This window comes from Curvibacter gracilis ATCC BAA-807, assembly GCF_000518645.1.
In the GTDB taxonomy this organism is placed as follows: Bacteria; Pseudomonadota; Gammaproteobacteria; order Burkholderiales; family Burkholderiaceae_C; genus Curvibacter; species Curvibacter gracilis.
Map to the genome: position 1 here is coordinate 49795 of NZ_JADZ01000029.1, position 16577 is coordinate 66371.

General features: G+C 68.2%; 16 protein-coding genes. 12 read left to right on the plus strand and 4 right to left on the minus strand.

The window, feature by feature from the left end; translation table 11 throughout:
* Nucleotides 1-8 precede the first annotated feature (8 nt).
* The 5 genes from nirD to L880_RS0120205 all read left to right on the plus strand — a co-directional run bounded on the left by nirD (nucleotide 9) and on the right by L880_RS0120205 (nucleotide 5913).
* Nucleotides 9-407 carry a nitrite reductase small subunit NirD gene (gene nirD / locus L880_RS0120185; RefSeq protein WP_027477216.1) on the plus strand — a complete coding sequence of 133 codons (399 nt, stop codon included), beginning with the start codon at nucleotides 9-11 and terminating at the stop codon, nucleotides 405-407.
* Nucleotides 404-3229, plus strand: a complete 2826-nt coding sequence (locus L880_RS0120190) for a nitrate reductase (RefSeq protein WP_027477217.1) — start codon at nucleotides 404-406, stop codon at nucleotides 3227-3229. Before nirD ends, L880_RS0120190 begins: the two co-directional genes overlap by 4 nt.
* A 126-nt stretch (nucleotides 3230-3355) precedes the next feature.
* Nucleotides 3356-4261, plus strand: a complete 906-nt coding sequence (gene ybiB / locus L880_RS0120195; RefSeq protein ID WP_027477218.1) for a DNA-binding protein YbiB — start codon at nucleotides 3356-3358, stop codon at nucleotides 4259-4261.
* Nucleotides 4258-5094: a uroporphyrinogen-III C-methyltransferase gene (gene cobA / locus L880_RS0120200; RefSeq protein WP_027477219.1), complete on the plus strand. Its 837-nt coding sequence runs from the start codon at nucleotides 4258-4260 to the stop codon at nucleotides 5092-5094. The genes ybiB and cobA overlap by 4 nt, the downstream gene beginning before the upstream one ends.
* A gap of 90 nt (nucleotides 5095-5184) precedes the next feature.
* Entirely contained in the window at nucleotides 5185-5913 is a 729-nt protein-coding gene (locus L880_RS0120205) for a type IV pili methyl-accepting chemotaxis transducer N-terminal domain-containing protein (RefSeq protein ID WP_027477220.1), read from the plus strand.
* Nucleotides 5914-5938: 25 nt separating this feature from the next.
* Here L880_RS0120205 and L880_RS0120210 read toward each other — a convergent pair whose 3' ends face one another.
* Nucleotides 5939-6916: a helix-turn-helix domain-containing protein gene (locus L880_RS0120210; RefSeq protein ID WP_027477221.1), complete on the minus strand. Its 978-nt coding sequence runs from the start codon at nucleotides 6914-6916 to the stop codon at nucleotides 5939-5941.
* Nucleotides 6917-7127: 211 nt separating this feature from the next.
* Here L880_RS0120210 and L880_RS0120215 point away from each other — a divergent pair, with 211 nt between their 5' ends.
* A complete protein-coding gene (locus L880_RS0120215; protein ID WP_027477222.1) occupies nucleotides 7128-8390 on the plus strand; it encodes an acyl-CoA dehydrogenase family protein in 1263 nt (420 codons plus the stop codon).
* On the opposite strand, the gene L880_RS32970 is transcribed toward L880_RS0120215, so the two are convergent.
* A complete protein-coding gene (locus L880_RS32970; protein ID WP_084461479.1) occupies nucleotides 8376-8786 on the minus strand; it encodes a DUF2752 domain-containing protein in 411 nt (136 codons plus the stop codon). The two genes, L880_RS0120215 and L880_RS32970, sit on opposite strands and share 15 nt — an antisense overlap.
* On the minus strand, nucleotides 8786-9355 hold the full coding sequence (locus tag L880_RS0120225; RefSeq protein ID WP_027477223.1) for a hypothetical protein: 570 nt from the start codon (nucleotides 9353-9355) through the stop codon (nucleotides 8786-8788). Before L880_RS0120225 ends, L880_RS32970 begins: the two co-directional genes overlap by 1 nt.
* Nucleotides 9356-9517: 162 nt before the next feature.
* Between L880_RS0120225 and L880_RS0120230 the strand changes: the two genes are divergently transcribed.
* From L880_RS0120230 to L880_RS35800, 4 genes are all read left to right on the plus strand, one after another.
* A complete protein-coding gene (locus L880_RS0120230) occupies nucleotides 9518-10747 on the plus strand; it encodes a BaiN/RdsA family NAD(P)/FAD-dependent oxidoreductase (RefSeq protein WP_027477224.1) in 1230 nt (409 codons plus the stop codon).
* 166 nt (nucleotides 10748-10913) lie between these two features.
* On the plus strand, nucleotides 10914-11126 hold the full coding sequence (rpsU, locus tag L880_RS0120235) for a 30S ribosomal protein S21 (protein WP_007833691.1): 213 nt from the start codon (nucleotides 10914-10916) through the stop codon (nucleotides 11124-11126).
* 101 nt (nucleotides 11127-11227) lie between these two features.
* A complete protein-coding gene (locus L880_RS0120240; protein ID WP_019577604.1) occupies nucleotides 11228-11674 on the plus strand; it encodes a GatB/YqeY domain-containing protein in 447 nt (148 codons plus the stop codon).
* A gap of 144 nt (nucleotides 11675-11818) precedes the next feature.
* Nucleotides 11819-13714 (plus strand): DUF6600 domain-containing protein, encoded by a 1896-nt coding sequence (locus L880_RS35800; RefSeq protein ID WP_051443458.1) that lies wholly within the window; start codon nucleotides 11819-11821, stop codon nucleotides 13712-13714.
* Nucleotides 13715-13786: 72 nt separating this feature from the next.
* Here the strand turns inward: L880_RS35800 and pmbA are convergent, their stop codons facing one another.
* Entirely contained in the window at nucleotides 13787-15166 is a 1380-nt protein-coding gene (pmbA, locus tag L880_RS0120250) for a metalloprotease PmbA (RefSeq protein ID WP_027477225.1), read from the minus strand.
* A gap of 63 nt (nucleotides 15167-15229) precedes the next feature.
* On the opposite strand from pmbA, the gene yjgA reads away from it, so the two are divergent.
* Together yjgA and mog are read left to right on the plus strand one after the other, a co-directional pair.
* Nucleotides 15230-15892, plus strand: a complete 663-nt coding sequence (gene yjgA, locus L880_RS0120255) for a ribosome biogenesis factor YjgA (protein WP_027477226.1) — start codon at nucleotides 15230-15232, stop codon at nucleotides 15890-15892.
* The gene (mog, locus tag L880_RS0120260) at nucleotides 15876-16511 is read left to right on the plus strand and encodes a molybdopterin adenylyltransferase (RefSeq protein ID WP_051443459.1); all 636 of its coding nucleotides are present in this window, start codon (nucleotides 15876-15878) and stop codon (nucleotides 16509-16511) included. The genes yjgA and mog overlap by 17 nt, the downstream gene beginning before the upstream one ends.
* Nucleotides 16512-16577: the final 66 nt, after the last annotated feature.

Sequence of the window (16577 nt, forward strand, 5' to 3'; positions counted from 1 at the left end):
AGAACAAGATGAGCCTCTGGAAACCCATCTGCCGCGTGGACGAGATTCCCGCACTGGGCGCACGCCGTGTGAGCCGCGATCATGGCCTGGAGGTGGCGCTGTTTCGCAACGACCGAGACGAGGTCTTTGCCTTGCTCGACCGCTGCCCCCACAAAGGCGGCCCCTTGTCACAAGGCATCGTCTTCGGTCAAAGCGTGGCCTGCCCGCTGCACAACTGGACCATCGCCTTGGCCGACGGCCAGGCCCAGGCGCCCGATGTGGGCTGCACGCCGCGCTTCGCCGTCAAGGTGGAGGACGGGGTGGTTCACCTGGACGCCGACGAACTGCAGCACCACGCCACTGACCTGCAGCGCCCCGTGGCCGGCCCGGCCGGCCGCCAGCCCCTGCCCGGAGGGCCCACGCCATGAGTGCCGCCTGCCAGGAAACCCGCTCCACCTGCCCCTACTGCGGCGTGGGCTGCGGCGTGATCATCGAAACCCGGGGCCATGCCATCACCGGCGTGCGTGGCGACCCGAGCCACCCGGCCAATTTCGGCCGCCTGTGCACCAAGGGATCGACCCTGCACCTGACGGCCAGCGCCGACATCAACCGCCAGACCCGACTGCTGCAACCGCTGCAGCGCCTGGAACGGCGCGGCCCCACCCAGCCCCTGGCCTGGGACGCGGCCCTGGACCTGGCCGCTGAGCGCCTGAGTGGCATCGTGCAGGCGCACGGGCCCGACGCCCTGGGCTTCTACCTGTCGGGCCAGCTGCTGACCGAGGACTACTACGTCTTCAACAAGCTGGCCAAGGGCCTGCTGGGCACCAACAACCTCGACACCAACTCGCGCCTGTGCATGAGCAGCGCCGTGGCCGGCTACAAGGCCACCCTGGGGGCCGATGCCCCACCGGCCAGCTACGCCGACTTCGACCACGCCGACTGCCTGTTCATCGCGGGCAGCAACACCGCCTGGGCCCACCCGATCGCATTTCGCCGCATCGAAGACGCCAAGCGGGCCCGCCCGGGCCTGAAGATCGTGGTGGTCGACCCGCGCCGCACCGACACGGTCGAACTGGCAGACCTGCACCTGCCCATCCAGCCCGGCACCGACGTGATGCTGTTCCACGGCATGCTGCACATCATGCTGTGGGAGGGCTGGACCCAGCCGGCCTACATCGCGGCCCACACCAGCGGCTTCGAGGCGCTGAAGGCCGTGGTGCGCGACTGCACGCCCGAGCGCGTGGCCCAGGTCTGCGGCATCAGCCCGCAAGACCTGCACGAGGCGGCGCGCCTGTTTGCCACCTCGCCCGCCACCTTGAGCCTGTATTGCCAGGGTCTGAACCAGTCCAGCAGCGGCACGGCCAAGAACGCCGCGCTGATCAACCTGCACCTGGCCACCGGCCAGATCGGCCGCCCAGGGGCCGCCCCGTTCTCGCTGACCGGCCAGCCCAATGCCATGGGCGGGCGCGAGGTCGGCGGCCTGGCCAACCTGCTGAGCGCCCACCGCGACATGGCCAACCCGCAGCACCGCGCCGAGGTGGCCGCGCACTGGGGGGTGGAGCAGGTGCCCGGCACCCCGGGCAAGAGCGCGGTCGAGATGTTCGAGGCCGCAGCCGACGGCCAGATCAAGGCCTTGTGGATCGCCTGCACCAACCCTGCCCAGTCGATGCCCGACCAGGCCACCGTGCGCCGCGCCCTGCAGCGCGCCGAGTTCGTGGTGCTGCAAGAGGCCTTCGCCACCACCGCCACGGCCGAGTTCGCCGACCTGCTGCTGCCCGCCACCACCTGGGGCGAGAAGCTGGGCACCGTGACCAACAGCGAACGCCGCATCAGCCGCGTGCGCGCCGCCCTGCCCCCGGCCGGCGAGGCACGCCACGACTGGGCCATCGGCGTGCAACTGGCCCGGCGCCTGGAGGCCCGGCTGCGCCCCGGCCGGGCCACGCTGTTCCCCTACCCCACCGAAGCCCCTGAGGCCGGGGTGGAGGCCATCTGGTGCGAGCACCGTGAGTCGACCCGGGGCCGCGACCTGGACATCACCGGCCTGAGCTATGCCCTGCTCGACAGCCAGGGCCCGCAGCAATGGCCCCTGCCCGCCGGCGCACAGACCGGCAAGACGCGGCTGTACGAAGATGGCGTGTTCCCCACCCCGGATGGCCGCGCCCGCTTCAGCGCCACCGCCTACCAGCCGGTGGCCGAGAGCCGCGATGCGCGCTACCCCTTCTCGCTCAACACCGGCCGGCTGCGTGACCAGTGGCACGGCATGAGCCGCACCGGCACCCTGGGCCGCCTGTTCGGCCATGTGCCCGAGCCGGCAGTTCAGGTCCATCCGCAGGACATGGCCCGCCGCGGGTGGCAAGAGGGGGACCTGGTGACGGTGCAATCCCGCCGCGGCGCCATCGTGCTGCCCGTGCAGGCCAGCACCGACATCGGGCTCAGCCAGGCTTACATCGCCATGCACTGGGGCCCCGAGTTTCTGAGCGGCTGCTCGGCCACCGGCGAGGCGCTGGCCGGCATCAACGCCCTGATGCCCAGCACCTTCTGCCCGGGCTCCAAGCAGCCCGAGCTCAAGCACGCGGCCGTGCGCATCAGCAAGGCGGAGCTGCCTTGGTCTCTGGTGGCCATGGCCTGGTTGCCGACCGACCAGGCCCTGGCCGTGCGCGAGCAGCTCAAGCCCCTGATGGCGGCCTTCGCCTTCGGTGCCTGCGTGCCCTTCGGGCCGTCCGGCACACCCGAGCCGGCACAGGCCGGACGCACCGGGGTGCTGTTCCGTGCCGCCGCGCCTGAAGCCCCCCCGTCCGAGCTGCTGGAGCAGATCGAAACCCTGCTGGGCCTGCGCACCACCGAATCGCTGCGCTACATCGATGCCCGGCGCGGCCTGCGCCGTACCGTGCGGGTCGAGCCCCATGGCGAGGACACCCGCGTCACCGGGCTGCTGCTGGGCGGCGACACCCGTGCCGAGGTGTGGCTCAAGACCTTGCTGCAAGAGGATCTGCCTGCCCAGGCCTACGGGCGCCTGCTGCTGTCGCCGGGCGCCGAAGCCCCGGTGGCCGTGGTGAGCCAAGGCCGAACCGTGTGCAGTTGCCTCGGTGTGACCGACCAGGCCATCGAGGCCAGACTGGCGCTCTGTGAGGGGCGGGACGAGGATCGGCTGGGCCAACTGCAGGGGGCGCTGAAATGTGGCACGAATTGTGGTTCATGTGTGCCGGAGCTCAAGCGCATGGTGCGGTTGATCAAGCCCGTGACCGGCTGATACTCAATGCAGGTGTGGCAGCACAGAAGCCGCACCAAAGTTGGGCATATAGCGGAAAGTCAGAAGGCTTCAGGGACAATGCGCGGCTCTGTTTCAACAGACCTTCCAAAAAAAGCAGACCACGACATGGCAATCAGTCAGTACATCAAGGAAATTGGCCGCGGCAAAGAGGGTGCACGCCCCCTGAGCCGGGAGCAGGCGGCCGACCTCATGGGGCAGGTGCTGGATGGAACGGTGACCGATCTGGAAATCGGCGCCTTCTGCCTGGCCATGCGCATCAAGGGAGAAACCCCCGAGGAGATGGCCGGGTTTCTCGATGCCACCCATGCCCGCATGACCCGCATGCCCCCCTCGCTCAAACCGATGGTGGTGCTGCCCAGCTACAACGGTGCGCGCAAGCTGCCCGTGCTCACCCCGCTGCTGGCCTTGCTGCTGGCGCGCCGCGGTGCCAGCGTGCTGGTGCATGGCACCCCCACCGAAGAAGCCCGGGTGCCCGCTGCCGCGGTGCTGTCAGCACTCGGCACCCCTTCCCTGGTGGCGGTGCGCCCGCTCAAGGCCGGTGAGCTGGTGTACGCCCCCACCGGGCTGCTGCTGCCCGGCCTCAAGCGCCTGCTGGAAGTGCGCCGGGCCGTGGGCCTGCGCAACTCGGCCCACAGCATGGTCAAGCTGATGAGCCCCTGCCAGGGCCCCAGCGTGCTGGTCAGCAGCTACACCCACCCCGAGTACGCCGAATCGATGGCGGCCACGCTGGCCCTGACCGGCCAGCGCGCCCTGCTGCTGCGCGGCACCGAGGGCGAGGTGGTGGCCGACCCGCGCCGCACCCCCGAAATGACGGCCTACATGGACGGCCAGGCCCACCGCTGGCAAGAGGCCCAACAAGGCCCGTTGGCCAGCCTGCCGGAGTTGCCCCGCGACATCAGCGCGGCCTCCACCGCCAACTACATCCAACTGGTGCTGGCCGGCAAGCTGCCGGTACCGGCCCCCATCGCCCGCCAGGTCGAACACATCCTGCGCCTTGTGGAACACCCATGACAGACTCTTTCGCCTCCGACGCCAAGACCCCAGCCCCCCGGCCAGGCCACTGCACCCTGGTGGGTGCCGGCCCCGGCGACCCCGAATTGCTCACGCTCAAGGCCGTCAAGGCCCTGCAACGCGCCACCGTGCTGCTGGTGGATGACCTGGTCAGCGACGACATCGTGGCCCTGGCCTCGCCCCAGGCCCGCGTGGTCTATGTGGGCAAGCGCGGCGGCTGCAAATCGACCCCGCAGGCCTTCATCGAGAAGCTGATGATCACCGCGGTGCACGAGGGCGAGCAGGTGGTGCGCCTCAAGGGGGGCGACCCCTTCATCTTCGGGCGGGGTGGCGAAGAGGTCGAGCACCTGCGCGCCGCCGGCATCGAGGTCAGCGTGGTCAATGGCATCACCTCCGGGCTGGCCGCGGTGACCTCGCTGGGCGTGCCCCTGACGCACCGCGAACACGCCCATGGCGTGGTGTTTGTCACTGGCCACGCCAAGCCCGGCGACAGCGGCACCGACTGGCCCGCCCTGGCCGCCACCGCCCACAGCGCCCGCCTCACCCTGGTGATCTACATGGGCGTGAGCGGGGCCGAACGCATCCAGCAGGAGTTGCTGCAAGGCCTGCCCGGCCACACCCCGGTGGCCATCGTGCAGCACGCCACCCTGCCCACGCAGCGCCACGCCATCACCACCCTGGCGCAGCTGTGCCACACGCTGCAGTCCGAACAACTGGGCAGCCCCTCGGTGATCGTGGTGGGCGACGTGATCGGCGGGGTGCAGGCCCTGGCCCATAGCCCCTGCCTGCCTGCGGGCGACGAGGCCTTGGACGAGCGCACCGGCACGCGCTGAAAGCGCCCTGTCGGACTGACTCGGCGCTGACAATTCTGGCCCGGCAATTGCTTCGTGTCTGGGGTGTTCACCAGGGAAAGAGAAGTCCAGATGACTGCATTGGCTCGACACCACTCCACGGCTCACACGGCCCCAACGGCCTATGCGCCAGCCCTGCCCACCGGCCCCGGCGCCGCAGCCAGACCCAAGGAGGGCGACATCTCCCTGGTCAACATGGCCGCCCGCCAGCGCATGCTGTCACAACGCATGATCCTGCAGACCGTGCTGGCCGCCCAGGGGCACGCCGGGCAACTGGCGGCCGCACGCAAATCACTGGACCTGTTCACCAGCAGCCAGCAGCACCTGCGCGAGACCGGCCGGGCCCTGCCCGCCGAACAGTCGCAGACCATCCTGCGCGCCTATGAAGGCCCCCAAGGCGCGGGGCTGACCATCGACACCTTCATCGAACAACTGCGCTCCACCCTGGACCAGATCGAACGCCAGGACCGGCGGGTGAGCGACACCCTGGCCGCGCTGGTGGACAGCACCGATCGGGTGCTCGATGCCCTGAACCGTGCCACCACCGCCTTCGACCAGGTCACGGCCGCGCAATCGCAAGCCATGATGCGCGAGCTGACCGGCATCGTGGCCTCGATCCAGACGGTGGCCCGCGAAGCCAAGGTGGTGAGCTTCAATGCCCAAGTCATGGCGGCCCGCGCCGGCCAGCACGGCCGCGAGTTTGCGGTGGTGGCCAATGTGCTGTCGGGCATCACGGCGGAGATCGACGGCCTGTCGCTCAAAGCGGTGTCACTGGCCGGGCGCCAGGGCGTCAAGCACTGAACGGGCGCCGCCCTCCCCCTGCGCCTCAGGCCCCTGAAGGACGGGACATCTCCTCGCGGTAGGCGCTGGGGCTCATGCCATAGCGGCGCTTGAACTGCCGGCAAAAATGGGAGACATCGCCAAAGCCCCACTGAAAGGCAATCGAGGCGACCGGGCGGGCCCGCTCGGTCTGGGCCAAGGCCTGTGCACAATGCGCCAGCCGACGCACCAGCACCTCCTGGGTGAAGGAGTGTTCCCGCCCCTCGAACAGTTTGTGCAGGTAGCGCTCGGACACCCGGAAATGTGTCGCCACCTGGCGAACCTGCAGCCCAGGATCACGCAAATGGGATTCGATGTAGCGCAACATCGCGCCATACAGTTCTTGGCGCAGTGACGCTGCGTTGGGCGCGTCGGCACCTGCCGTGCTCTGCAGGGCCGCCGCCAGCAAGGTACTCAAGTTGTCTGCCAGCACGCGCTGCTGCCCCTGGTCGAACACCACGGCCTGATCCGCCAGGGTCTGAACAAAATCAGCGGCCACCCGCCCCATCCCAGAATCCCGATTGAGGTGGCGCGCCGTCAACGCATGCGCAGGCCGCTCCAGCAGGGGTGAAAGGCTGGCATGCGGCACGGTGCAACACAAGGACTGCCAATCGTCATCGGCCTGTTCGATCTCGTAGGGGCGCGTGGTGTCCACCAGGTACAGGTCACCGGCCTGCGCGACGATCTCTCGCCCGTCTTGCCGAACCAGGCACCGCCCCATGACCTGCAGGTTGGCAAAAAAATACTCGGAGGGCCTTCGACTGATTTCCGGGCGGCCCCGCCGGACGCATTGAGCCCGCGACTGCAGGTGTGACACCCCCAGATCCGCAAAGGTGTTGCTGAGCACGCGGCTCGAAAAACCACTCTGGCGGTCCTGTTCACGCGGCACCACGCAATCCAATGCCGTGAAGGCCTCACACAGCACCTCTCGCCAATAGGTGTACTGCTGCGATACCGGCAAATGCTGGGTGCTCCAGACACGCATGGTCTGCCTTTCCGGGGGTGGATGAAGTCGGGCTGTCGATGTCCGCGATCAGCCATGGGGCCCCATTTGCAAGCATTTCCTGTTCCATGGCAAGCGGGTTGCACCCTGTGCCGAAAACGCCAAGGCGCGGTGCGCCATTGCCCAAGCCAACGCGGCAGACCCTCCCCAGAATCGATGACGGAATCACCCTCACCCCACCTCGGAGGACAACATGCCCATCGATTTTTCCATCACCCCGGACCAAAGAGAGCTTCAGCAATCTGCCCGGCGCTTTGCGCACCAGGTCTTGCGCGGAGTGGCCCCCGCCATTCGCCATCTGCCCACCCCCGACGAGCGCTTTCTGGCCACCCGCCCCTTCTACGAGGAACTGGTCCAGGCCGGCTTCATGCGGCGACTGGTGCCCGCCCCTTTCGGGGGCGATGGCCAAGGCATGGTCGAGATGGCGGTGATCACCGAGGAGTTCCACGCCATCGACGTGAATGTGTCGCTCACGGCGCTGGCCAATCTGCTCGGTCTCACCCCCTTGTTGATCGCCGGCCATGCCGAGCTCCAGGCCCGTTGTCTGGCCCCATTTCTGATCCGATCCGGCGCACCCCTGGCTGGCTTTGCCTCCAGCGAGCCCGGTGGCAGCGCCAACTTCACCTCCCCACCGCCCGGCGAGGGCGTGCGGACCGTGGCACGCCGGGAGGGCGAGCACTGGATCGTGGACGGCGCCAAGCAATGGGTTTCCAGCGCCACAGGCTGGGATGGCCGAGGCGCCGACGTGCTGTGCCTGGTCTGCCGCACCGACCCCCTGGCCGAGGCCGGGCAGGCCTTGTCGGTGCTGGCGGCAGAGCGCCCCACGGGGGGCTGGGAGCCGGACTGCTTTCGCCATGTGCACAGCTTCGACACCCTGGGCCACCGCGGACACCTCACCCCGCGCTTCAGCCTGCAAGGCCTGCGCATCCCTGCGGGCAACCTGGTCGGCCCCCAAGGTGGGGGCCAAGCCTTGGTCGAAGCCAGCTTCTCGGGCACGGCCGCCCTGGTCGGGGTGATGGCCCTGGCGTTGATGCGGGCCGCCTTCGACTTTGCATTGAATTTTGCGCGCACGGAAAAGTGCGGCGGTGTGCTGCCCATCCTGGAGCATCAGGCGGTGGGCTACGCGCTGGCAGACGCCAAGATGGCCATCGAGGCCGTGCGCAGCCTGAGCTACCGGGCCTGCCAGGCGCAGGACATTCAAGCACCTGGCGCCCACGAGTTGTCGCTGCAGGCCAAGGTCTTTGGCTCGGAAACAGCCGTTCGAGTGATCACCGACCTGATGCGGGTGGTCGGGGTGAACAGCTACGACCATGCACTGCCTCTGGCGGGCTTGCTGCAGGATGCACTGGCTTTGCCGATTTTTGACGGTGGCAACATGGGCATCCGGCGCCGCCAGTTGCACGACATGATGCGTGCGCCAGGCTACGACCCTCTGGGCGCCTCAGGAGGCGCCTGACAACGCCCCCACCCCGATGCCCACCAAACGCCAGGCCCACTCCCCCAGCCAGAACACCGCAGCACCCCAGAGCAGCCGCCGCTCCAGGGGTGCCCAGCGCTGACGTGCCCCTGGGCCGGCCAGGGTGCGCCACCCCAGCCACAGCCAGGCGCCCAGCAGCAAAGGCAACAGGCCGGGCTGGGCCTGCCAGGCAGCCGCCCAGTCCCACCGGGTCAGCGCCTGGACCAGGTGCGTGCCCCCACACAAGGGGCAAGGGCAGCCCGTGAGGGCCTGAAAGCCACACACCGGCACCGCCTTGCCCTGCAGCAAGGTCTGGCTGAGGCCGCCGGCCACAGGCCAGGCACCCAGCCAGAGCACCCCCGGGCCCCAGCGCCGAAGTGCGGGTGCTGCCGTCATCACAGCGCGATGACCACCCGGGGGTCACCCGACATCTGGCGCGCCATGTGATAGGCCCCCAGGTAGGCCAGCGGCAGGGTCAGCAGCACGCCCACACCGCACAGCAGGGCACCGATGCCGGCGAACACCGAGATCAGAAAGCTGCAGATCAGGGCCATGAACAGGTTGGGCCGCAGCTGGCCCCAGGCCGTCTTGATGGCCTGGATGGCGTCTTTCTCGCCGTCGGCCACCTCATGCAGGGCCAGGGGCACCAGGGGCAGCAGCAGCAGACCCGGCAGCACGCAGAAGCAAAAGCCCACGGCGACCAGGATGCCCGCCAGCAGGGCCGCCAGCAAGGCGGGCCCGAAATCATCAAAACCCCTGAACACATCGGTGAAGCTGACCGGCTGGCCGGCCTCCTCGGCCCGCATCATGCGCATGTAGCCCACCAGCAGGGGGCCCGTCAGCAGGCCGAAAAACAGGTTGCCGATGGCCGTGACCAGCACCGTGGCCACGATGTGGGTCAGCATGTTCTTGCGGTACTGGGCCCAGGCCGCGCCCAGGCAGTCGCCGATGTTCAGAGTTGCCATGGAATTCCCTCCGGTTGTTGAAATAGGAAACCTGATTCTCCCGATCGCCGCCCGCTTGCCAAGCGCTTTCACCCGGCCGATGACCCGCGATGACGGGCAGGCTGACGATAATCAAGCCTTTTGCCGCGGGGCCCCAGGCCCCGTGTTGCCCTGGAGCCTGGTTTGAATGTCGATGCCGTGATCGTGGGAGCCGGAGCCGCCGGCCTGTTCTGTGCCGGAGTGGCCGCGCAACGCGGTTTGCGCGTGCTGCTGGTGGACCATGCGGAGAAAGTGGCCGAGAAGATCCGCATCTCGGGCGGGGGCCGCTGCAACTTCACCAACCGTGACGCCAGCCCGGCCAACTTCCTGGGCGCCAACCCCCACTTCTGCCGCAGCGCCCTGAGCCGCTTCACGCCACAAGACTTTGTCGCTTTGATCAAGCGCCACGACATTCCTTTTCACGAAAAGCACAAGGGCCAGCTGTTCTGCGACCGCTCGGCCGAGGACATCATCCAGATGCTGCTGCGCGAATGCGAGGCCGGCGCCGCCGGTGGCAGCGTCACGCGCTGGCAGGGTTGTGGCGTGAAGGCCGTGCGCAGCAGCGAAAGCGATGGCGGCACCACCTATGAGATCGACACCGACCAGGGCACGGTGCGCAGCCCCAGCCTGGTGATCGCCACGGGTGGCCTGTCCATCCCCAAGATCGGGGCCACCGACTTCGGCTACCGGGTGGCCCGCCAGTTCGGCCTGCGCCTGGTCGAGCAGCGGCCCGGCCTGGTGCCCCTGACCTTCGACGGCGCCGCCTGGCAGCCTTATGCGCAACTGGCCGGGCTGGCCCTGCCGGTGGCGATGGAGACCGGCGCCAAGAAAAGCCGCGGGCATTTTCTGGAAGACCTGCTGTTCACCCACCGCGGCCTGTCGGGCCCGGCCGTGCTGCAGATCTCGAGCTACTGGCAGGCCGGCACCCCCATCCGCATCAACCTGATGCCCGAGCTGGACCTGCCCGAAACCCTGGCCCGCGCCAAGGCGGTGTCACGCAAGCTGCTGGTCAACGAGCTGGCGCACAGCCTGCCCAGCCGCCTGGCCGAAGCCTGGGTGCAGCAGGACCCGGCTCTGCAGCGCCCTTGCAACGAGGTGGGCGACAAGGCCTTGAACACCCTGGCCGAACGCCTGTCGCGCTGGGAGCTGGTGCCCACCGGCACCGAAGGCTACAAAAAGGCGGAAGTGACCCTGGGTGGCGTGGACACGCGGGACCTGTCGCAACAGACGCTGGAGTCCAAACAGCCCGGCCTGTATTTCATTGGCGAGGTGGTGGACGTGACGGGCTGGCTGGGGGGCTACAACTTCCAGTGGGCCTGGGCCAGCGGCCATGCCTGCGCCCAAGGCCTGGCGGCCCGCGCGGGGCACGGCTGATGCGGGCAAGGGCCCGGATGCACAAAAATCTTGTTTGCGCAAGCCAGAACGCTATAATCGCAGGCTTTGCTGGCAAATGCCCCGCCGGCCTGATCAATTTTTTAGGCGGGGAACCTCGCTTGTGGGCCCGATCTTCCCCGAGCACCTCATTGGAAAACATTACGTAATGACCACCATCCGTGTTAAAGAAAACGAGCCCTTCGACGTCGCACTGCGTCGTTTCAAGCGCACCATCGAAAAACTGGGTCTGCTGACCGACTTGCGCGCCCGCGAGTTCTACGAAAAGCCGACCGCTGAACGCAAGCGCAAGAAGGCTGCTGCCGTGAAGCGTCACTACAAGCGCGTTCGCAGCATGCAACTGCCCAAGAAGCTGTACTGATCGCAGCCCGCCTGCTGTTTCACAGCAGTCGCACAACCCGCGCTCGGGACGCCAGGCGCGGGTTTTTGCATTCTGAAACCCAATTTCGAACGGAGAACACCATGTCCCTCAAGGAACAGATCACCGAAGACATGAAGGCCGCCATGCGCGCCAAGGACTCGGAACGCCTGGGCACGATCCGCCTGCTGCAGGCCGCGATCAAGCAGCGCGAGGTGGACGAGCGCATCACCCTGGACGACGTCGGCGTAGTGGCCATCGTCGACAAGCTGATCAAGCAGCGCAAGGACTCGATCGCCGCCTTCGAGCAAGCCGCCCGCCAGGACCTGGCTGACAAGGAATCGGCCGAACTCAAGGTGCTGCAGGCCTACCTGCCGGCCCGCCTGAGCGCCGAAGAGGTGAGCGCCGAAGTCAAGGCCATCGTGGCCGAGCTGGGCGCCGCCGGCCCCGGCGACATGGGCAAGGTCATGGGCGCGGTCAAGACCCGCCTGGCCGGCAAGGCCGACATGGGCCTGGTCTCTGCCGCCGTGAAGGCCGCCCTGGCAGGCTGAGCCCCCACCAGCGCGCCCCGGCGCCAAGCCACCCGCATACCAAGGCGGGTGGCTTTTTTTGTGTCCAATTGCAGCCGCCTGCACCGGCGCGTTGACCTTTTGGGGGGCTGGCGCGTTAATCCGCCAACACCCGACGAGACCGCCATGATCTTCAAGCCCTCCACCCCACCCGGCCAGGCCTCGCTGGCCCGCAGAATTCGCCAGGCCTGCCAGGGCCTGATGCTCGGCCTGAGCCTGCTCGGTGGCCTGGCCCTGGCCCAGGTCGCACCGGGCCGCGTGGCTTACTTGAACCTGATCGAAGGTGTGGTTCAAACGGGCCAGACCAACGCACCCGACGCCGACATGGCGCTCTACAACCAGCCCCTGACCCGCGGCAACCGCCTGATCCCGGCCCCCGGGGCCCGGCTGGACATGAGCACGGGCACCAGCAGCTGGCGCATGGAAGGGCCGGGCCAACTCGACATCACCCAACTGGACGATCAAACCACCCAGGTGCAGCTGCGCCAGGGCCGCCTGGCCCTGCGGGTGCGCCAGCTGCTGCCCGGTGAGCGCATCGAGATCGACACCCCCAACCTGGCCGTGCTGGTGCAGCAGCCGGGCGATTACCGGCTGGACGTGAACCTGGAACAGGGCAACACCCGGGTCAGCGTGCAGCAGGGCAGCCTGATGGCCTATGGCGAGAACGGCGCCAGCCAGGCACTGCCCCAGGGCCTGCAATGGAATTTCGGGGGCCGTCTGCTGGCCCAGCTGCAAACCCCCGTGGTGCTGCGCCCCGACGGGTTTGACCAATGGGTGGCGCAACGCAACCAGATCGAAGACCAATCGCAGGCCGCGCGCTACCTGCCGCGCGAAGTCATCGGCTACCAGCAGCTGGATGGCTGGGGTGAATGGCGCACCGACCCGACCTGGGGCACGGTGTGGTACCCCACCGTCACCGTGAGCGACTGGGCGCCTTACCGCTATGGGCGCTGGGAGTGGATAGAGCCCTGGGGCTGGACCTGGATCGACGATGCGCCCTGGGGCTTTGCCCCCTTCCACTACGGGCGTTGGGTGCAGACCGGGCCGCGCTGGTGCTGGGTGCCCGAGCGCTATGAACGCAACCGCCGCCCCAGCTACGCCCCGGCCCTGGTGGGCTTTCTGGGCACGCCGCAAGCGGGCTCACGCCCCCAGGTGCGACATCCGGATGTGGGCTGGGTGCCGTTGGCCCCCGGCGAGGCCTGGCAGCCGGCCTGGGGTGCCGGCCGGCCCGGTTCGGTCGGCAGCCTGCCGCGCCCGGGCGGCTACCTGAACCAGCAGCGCCCTGATGCCATCACCCACCAAGCCCAAGGGGGCAGGCCGACGTGGGGCCAACGCCCGGGCGGCGGCACGGCACAGCCCGGTGCAGGCCAGCAGCCGCAAGCCCTGCCGCGCCCGCAGGTGCAGATCGTGCCCGAGCGCCCCGCCTTCGTTCAACCCGGTGGTGGCAGCGTGAACAACAACAACCCCTGGCAGGGCCGCGACGGCGAGCGCCGCCCCAACATGAGCCCCGCGCCCGCCCTGCAGACCGGCCCGGAGTCCGCTGCCCAGCCACTGGCTCGCCCCGGCATCGTCCAGCAGGTGAGCCCCGTGCCCAACAACGCTCCGCGCAGCGAAGCGGATCGCCAGTGGCGCGAAGCCCAGCAGCGCGAGCAGCAGGAGCAGACGCAACGCCAGTTTCAACAGCAAGCCCAGCAACAACTGCAGATGCAACAGCAACAGCAGGCCGAAGCCGAGCGCCAGCGCCAGGCGCTGCAACAGCAGCAGCACCAGCAATTCCAGATGCAGCAGCAGTTGCAACAACAGCAACGCGAGCAGGCGCTGCGCGATCAGCAGATGCGCGAACAGATCCAGCGCCAGCAGCAGCAACAACAGCAGTGGCAACAGCAACAGCAGCGCCAGCCCGCATCGGCGCCGCGCGAAAACCACGAGATCATGGTCCGGCCCGGGGTTCAGATCAATGGCGGCGGGCGCGTCGGTGGGCCGGTACCCGAACGCCCCGAGGTGCGCGGCAACACGCAGTGAGCGCCATGAAAAATGCCCCGGGCGCAGCAGGCGCCAGGGGCATTCAATGCAGGCAGACGAGGATCTGGCGGCTCAGCTGCCGGCGATCTTCATGCGGTTGATCAGCACCGAGCCGACGGTCTTGGCGCCGTAGGTGTACGCATCGGCCCCGATGGCCTCGATGCCCTTGAACATGTCCTTGAGGTTGCCCGCGATGGTGATCTCCTGCACCGGGAAGGCGATGCGGCCGTTCTCGACCCAGAAGCCGCTGGCCCCGCGCGAGTAATCGCCCGTCACGTAGTTCACGCCCTGGCCCATCAGCTCGGTCACGAACAGGCCCGTGCCCAGCTTTTGCAGCATGGCGTCCAGGTCGTCACCGGCGCGGGTCAGGCGCGAGCGCAACGTCAGGTTGTGCGAGCCGCCCGCGTGGCCCGTGGTGCGAAGGCCCAGCTTGCGCGCCGAGTAGCTGGTCAAAAAGTACCCCTCCACGCGGCCGGCATCGACCACCTTGCGGGCACTGACCTTCACGCCTTCTTCATCAAAGGGCGAGCTGCCCTTGCCGCGCAGCACAAAGGGGTCTTCCAGCACATCGATGTGCTTGGGGAACACCTTCTTGCCCAGCGAGTCGAGCAGGAACGTGCTCTTGCGGTACAGCGCGCCGCCGCTCACGGCCTGCGTGAAGCTGCCCAGCAGGCCGGCGGCCAGGGGCGACTCGAACAGCACCGGGCATTGGGTGGTGGCGATCTTGCGCGACTTGAGGCGGCTCAGCGCGCGCTGGGCCGCGTAGCGCCCCACGGCCTCGGGGCTGGCCAGATCGTCGGCACAGCGCTGCGAGCTGTACCAGGCGTCGCGCTGCATGTCGGCGTTCTTGCCGGGCAGCGACGCGATGGGCGCCACCGACAGGCTGTGGCGCGAGCTGGCATAGCCGCCCCGAAAACCATGGGTGTGGGCGCTGAAGAAATGCGACTGCTGGGCCGACACCCCCGCCCCCTCGCTGTTGGTGATGCGCCGGCTGGTGGCCAGGGCGGCGGCTTCGCAGGCCTGGGCCAGGCTGACGGCCTGCTCGGCATTCAGCGCCCAGGGGTGGAACAGGTCCAGATCGGGCTGGGTGGTGGCGATGTCGGCCTCATCGGGCAGGCCGGCGCAAGGGTCTTCGGCGGTGAAGCGGGCGATGTCGTAGGCGGCCTGCACGGTCTGCAGGATGGCCCCTTCGGAGAAATCGGAGGTGCTGGCATTGCCCCGGCGGTGCCCCAGGTACACGGTCACCCCCAGCGACTTGTCGCGGTTGCGTTCGACGTTTTCAAGCTCGCCCTTGCGCACGCTCACACTGAGCCCGCAGCCTTCGGAGGCCTCCGCGCCAGCATCGGTGGCACCGAGCTTGAGCGCATGCGCCAAGGCGGTGTCCACCAGGTGTTCAAAGGTTTCTCGGGAGTAGCTGAAGCCGCTGGCGGCCGGTGTCTGGGGTTTCTTCATAGCGGAAGCTATGATACTTGCCGCTCAGGGTCCCCTGTGGCCCTCACCCCGGATACCCCCAACATGTCACGCAAACCCAAAAAAGGCTACTACGTCCGTGGCCAGTTCGTTGCCGAAGGCAGCGAGCTGGACCTCCAGCTCAAGGCTGAGCTGAAAGGCACCGATGAAGCCAGCAAAACCGATCTCAAACGCGAAAGCACTGCGCTGCAAAAGCTGGGTGAAGACCTGCTCACGCTGCGCGCCGACCTGATGGAGAAGCTGCCGCTGTCCGACAAGCTGGTCGATGCCCTGGCCGAGGCCAAGCGCATCACCAACTTCGAAGGCAAACGGCGCCAGATGCAGTTCGTTGGCAAGCTGATGCGCCTGCTCGACGCCGAAACGGTCGAAGCCGTCAAGACGGCGCTCGAAGTGCAACGCAAGGGCTCGGCGGCCGACACGGCCGCCCTGCACCTGGCCGAGCAATGGCGCGACCGCCTGATCGGCACCGAAGAAGCGCTGGGCGTCTGGCTGGACCAACATCCCGACACCGACACCCAGCAGCTGCGCGCCCTGATCCGCCAGGCCCGCAAGGATGCGCCACCGGCCGACAAGGCCGCCGTGTCGCAAGGCCTGGCCCCGCGCCAGAGCCGTGCCTACCGCGAGCTGTTCCGCCTGGTGCGGCGCCACCTGAACCCCGAGGCCTTCGAGGCCGAAGAAGCCGACCACGCCGATGACCAAGACGACTGAAGCCCCGGGTGCTGGCACCCTGCCCCCGCCCGAGCCGGTGCGAATCGGCATCGTCTCGATCAGCGACCGTGCCTCCAGCGGCGTCTACGAGGACAAGGGCCTGCCCGCCCTGCAAGACTGGCTGAGTCGGGCTTTGCTCAACCCGATCGAGTTCGAGCCGCGGCTCATCCCCGATGAGCAGGCCACCATCAGCGCCACCCTGACCGCCCTGGTCGACGTGGCCCGCTGCGACCTGGTGCTGACCACCGGCGGCACCGGCCCGGCGCTGCGCGACGTCACCCCCGAAGCCACACTGGCCGTGGCCCACAAGGAGATGCCGGGCTTTGGAGAGCAGATGCGCCAGATCAGCCTGCGCTTTGTGCCCACGGCCATCCTGTCGCGCCAGGTGGCGGTGATCCGGCACCAGAGCCTGATCATCAACCTGCCGGGCCAGCCCAAGGCCATCCAGGAAACCCTGGAAGGCCTCAAGGCCTCCGATGGCAGCGCCCTGGTGCCCGGCATCTTTGCCGCTGTACCCTACTGCATCGACCTGATCGGCGGCCCCTACCTTGAGACCCGCGACGAGGTCTGCAAGGCCTTCCGCCCGAAAACGGCGCAGCGCCCGGCGCGTCAGGCCTGAAACTGCCGCGCCCGCAAAAAAGCGACCCGAGGGTCGCTTTTTCTTTGGGGTGACCGTGCCAGCCCC

Bases quoted from the DNA above. Each gene is read 5' to 3' on its own strand.
- L880_RS0120215 (WP_027477222.1), top strand. From the start codon at position 7,128: ATGCCCATCGATTTTTCCATCACCCCGGACCAAAGAGAGCTTCAGCAA.
- L880_RS0120240 (WP_019577604.1), top strand. From the start codon at position 11,228: ATGTCCCTCAAGGAACAGATCACCGAAGACATGAAGGCCGCCATGCGC.
- L880_RS0120225 (WP_027477223.1), bottom strand. From the start codon at position 9,355: ATGGCAACTCTGAACATCGGCGACTGCCTGGGCGCGGCCTGGGCCCAG.
- L880_RS0120210 (WP_027477221.1), bottom strand. From the start codon at position 6,916: ATGCGTGTCTGGAGCACCCAGCATTTGCCGGTATCGCAGCAGTACACC.
- L880_RS35800 (WP_051443458.1), top strand. From the start codon at position 11,819: ATGATCTTCAAGCCCTCCACCCCACCCGGCCAGGCCTCGCTGGCCCGC.
- mog (WP_051443459.1), top strand. From the start codon at position 15,876: ATGACCAAGACGACTGAAGCCCCGGGTGCTGGCACCCTGCCCCCGCCC.
- pmbA (WP_027477225.1), bottom strand. From the start codon at position 15,166: ATGAAGAAACCCCAGACACCGGCCGCCAGCGGCTTCAGCTACTCCCGA.
- cobA (WP_027477219.1), top strand. From the start codon at position 4,258: ATGACAGACTCTTTCGCCTCCGACGCCAAGACCCCAGCCCCCCGGCCA.
- ybiB (WP_027477218.1), top strand. From the start codon at position 3,356: ATGGCAATCAGTCAGTACATCAAGGAAATTGGCCGCGGCAAAGAGGGT.
- L880_RS0120205 (WP_027477220.1), top strand. From the start codon at position 5,185: ATGACTGCATTGGCTCGACACCACTCCACGGCTCACACGGCCCCAACG.
- yjgA (WP_027477226.1), top strand. From the start codon at position 15,230: ATGTCACGCAAACCCAAAAAAGGCTACTACGTCCGTGGCCAGTTCGTT.
- L880_RS0120190 (WP_027477217.1), top strand. From the start codon at position 404: ATGAGTGCCGCCTGCCAGGAAACCCGCTCCACCTGCCCCTACTGCGGC.
- nirD (WP_027477216.1), top strand. From the start codon at position 9: ATGAGCCTCTGGAAACCCATCTGCCGCGTGGACGAGATTCCCGCACTG.
- rpsU (WP_007833691.1), top strand. From the start codon at position 10,914: ATGACCACCATCCGTGTTAAAGAAAACGAGCCCTTCGACGTCGCACTG.
- L880_RS32970 (WP_084461479.1), bottom strand. From the start codon at position 8,786: ATGACGGCAGCACCCGCACTTCGGCGCTGGGGCCCGGGGGTGCTCTGG.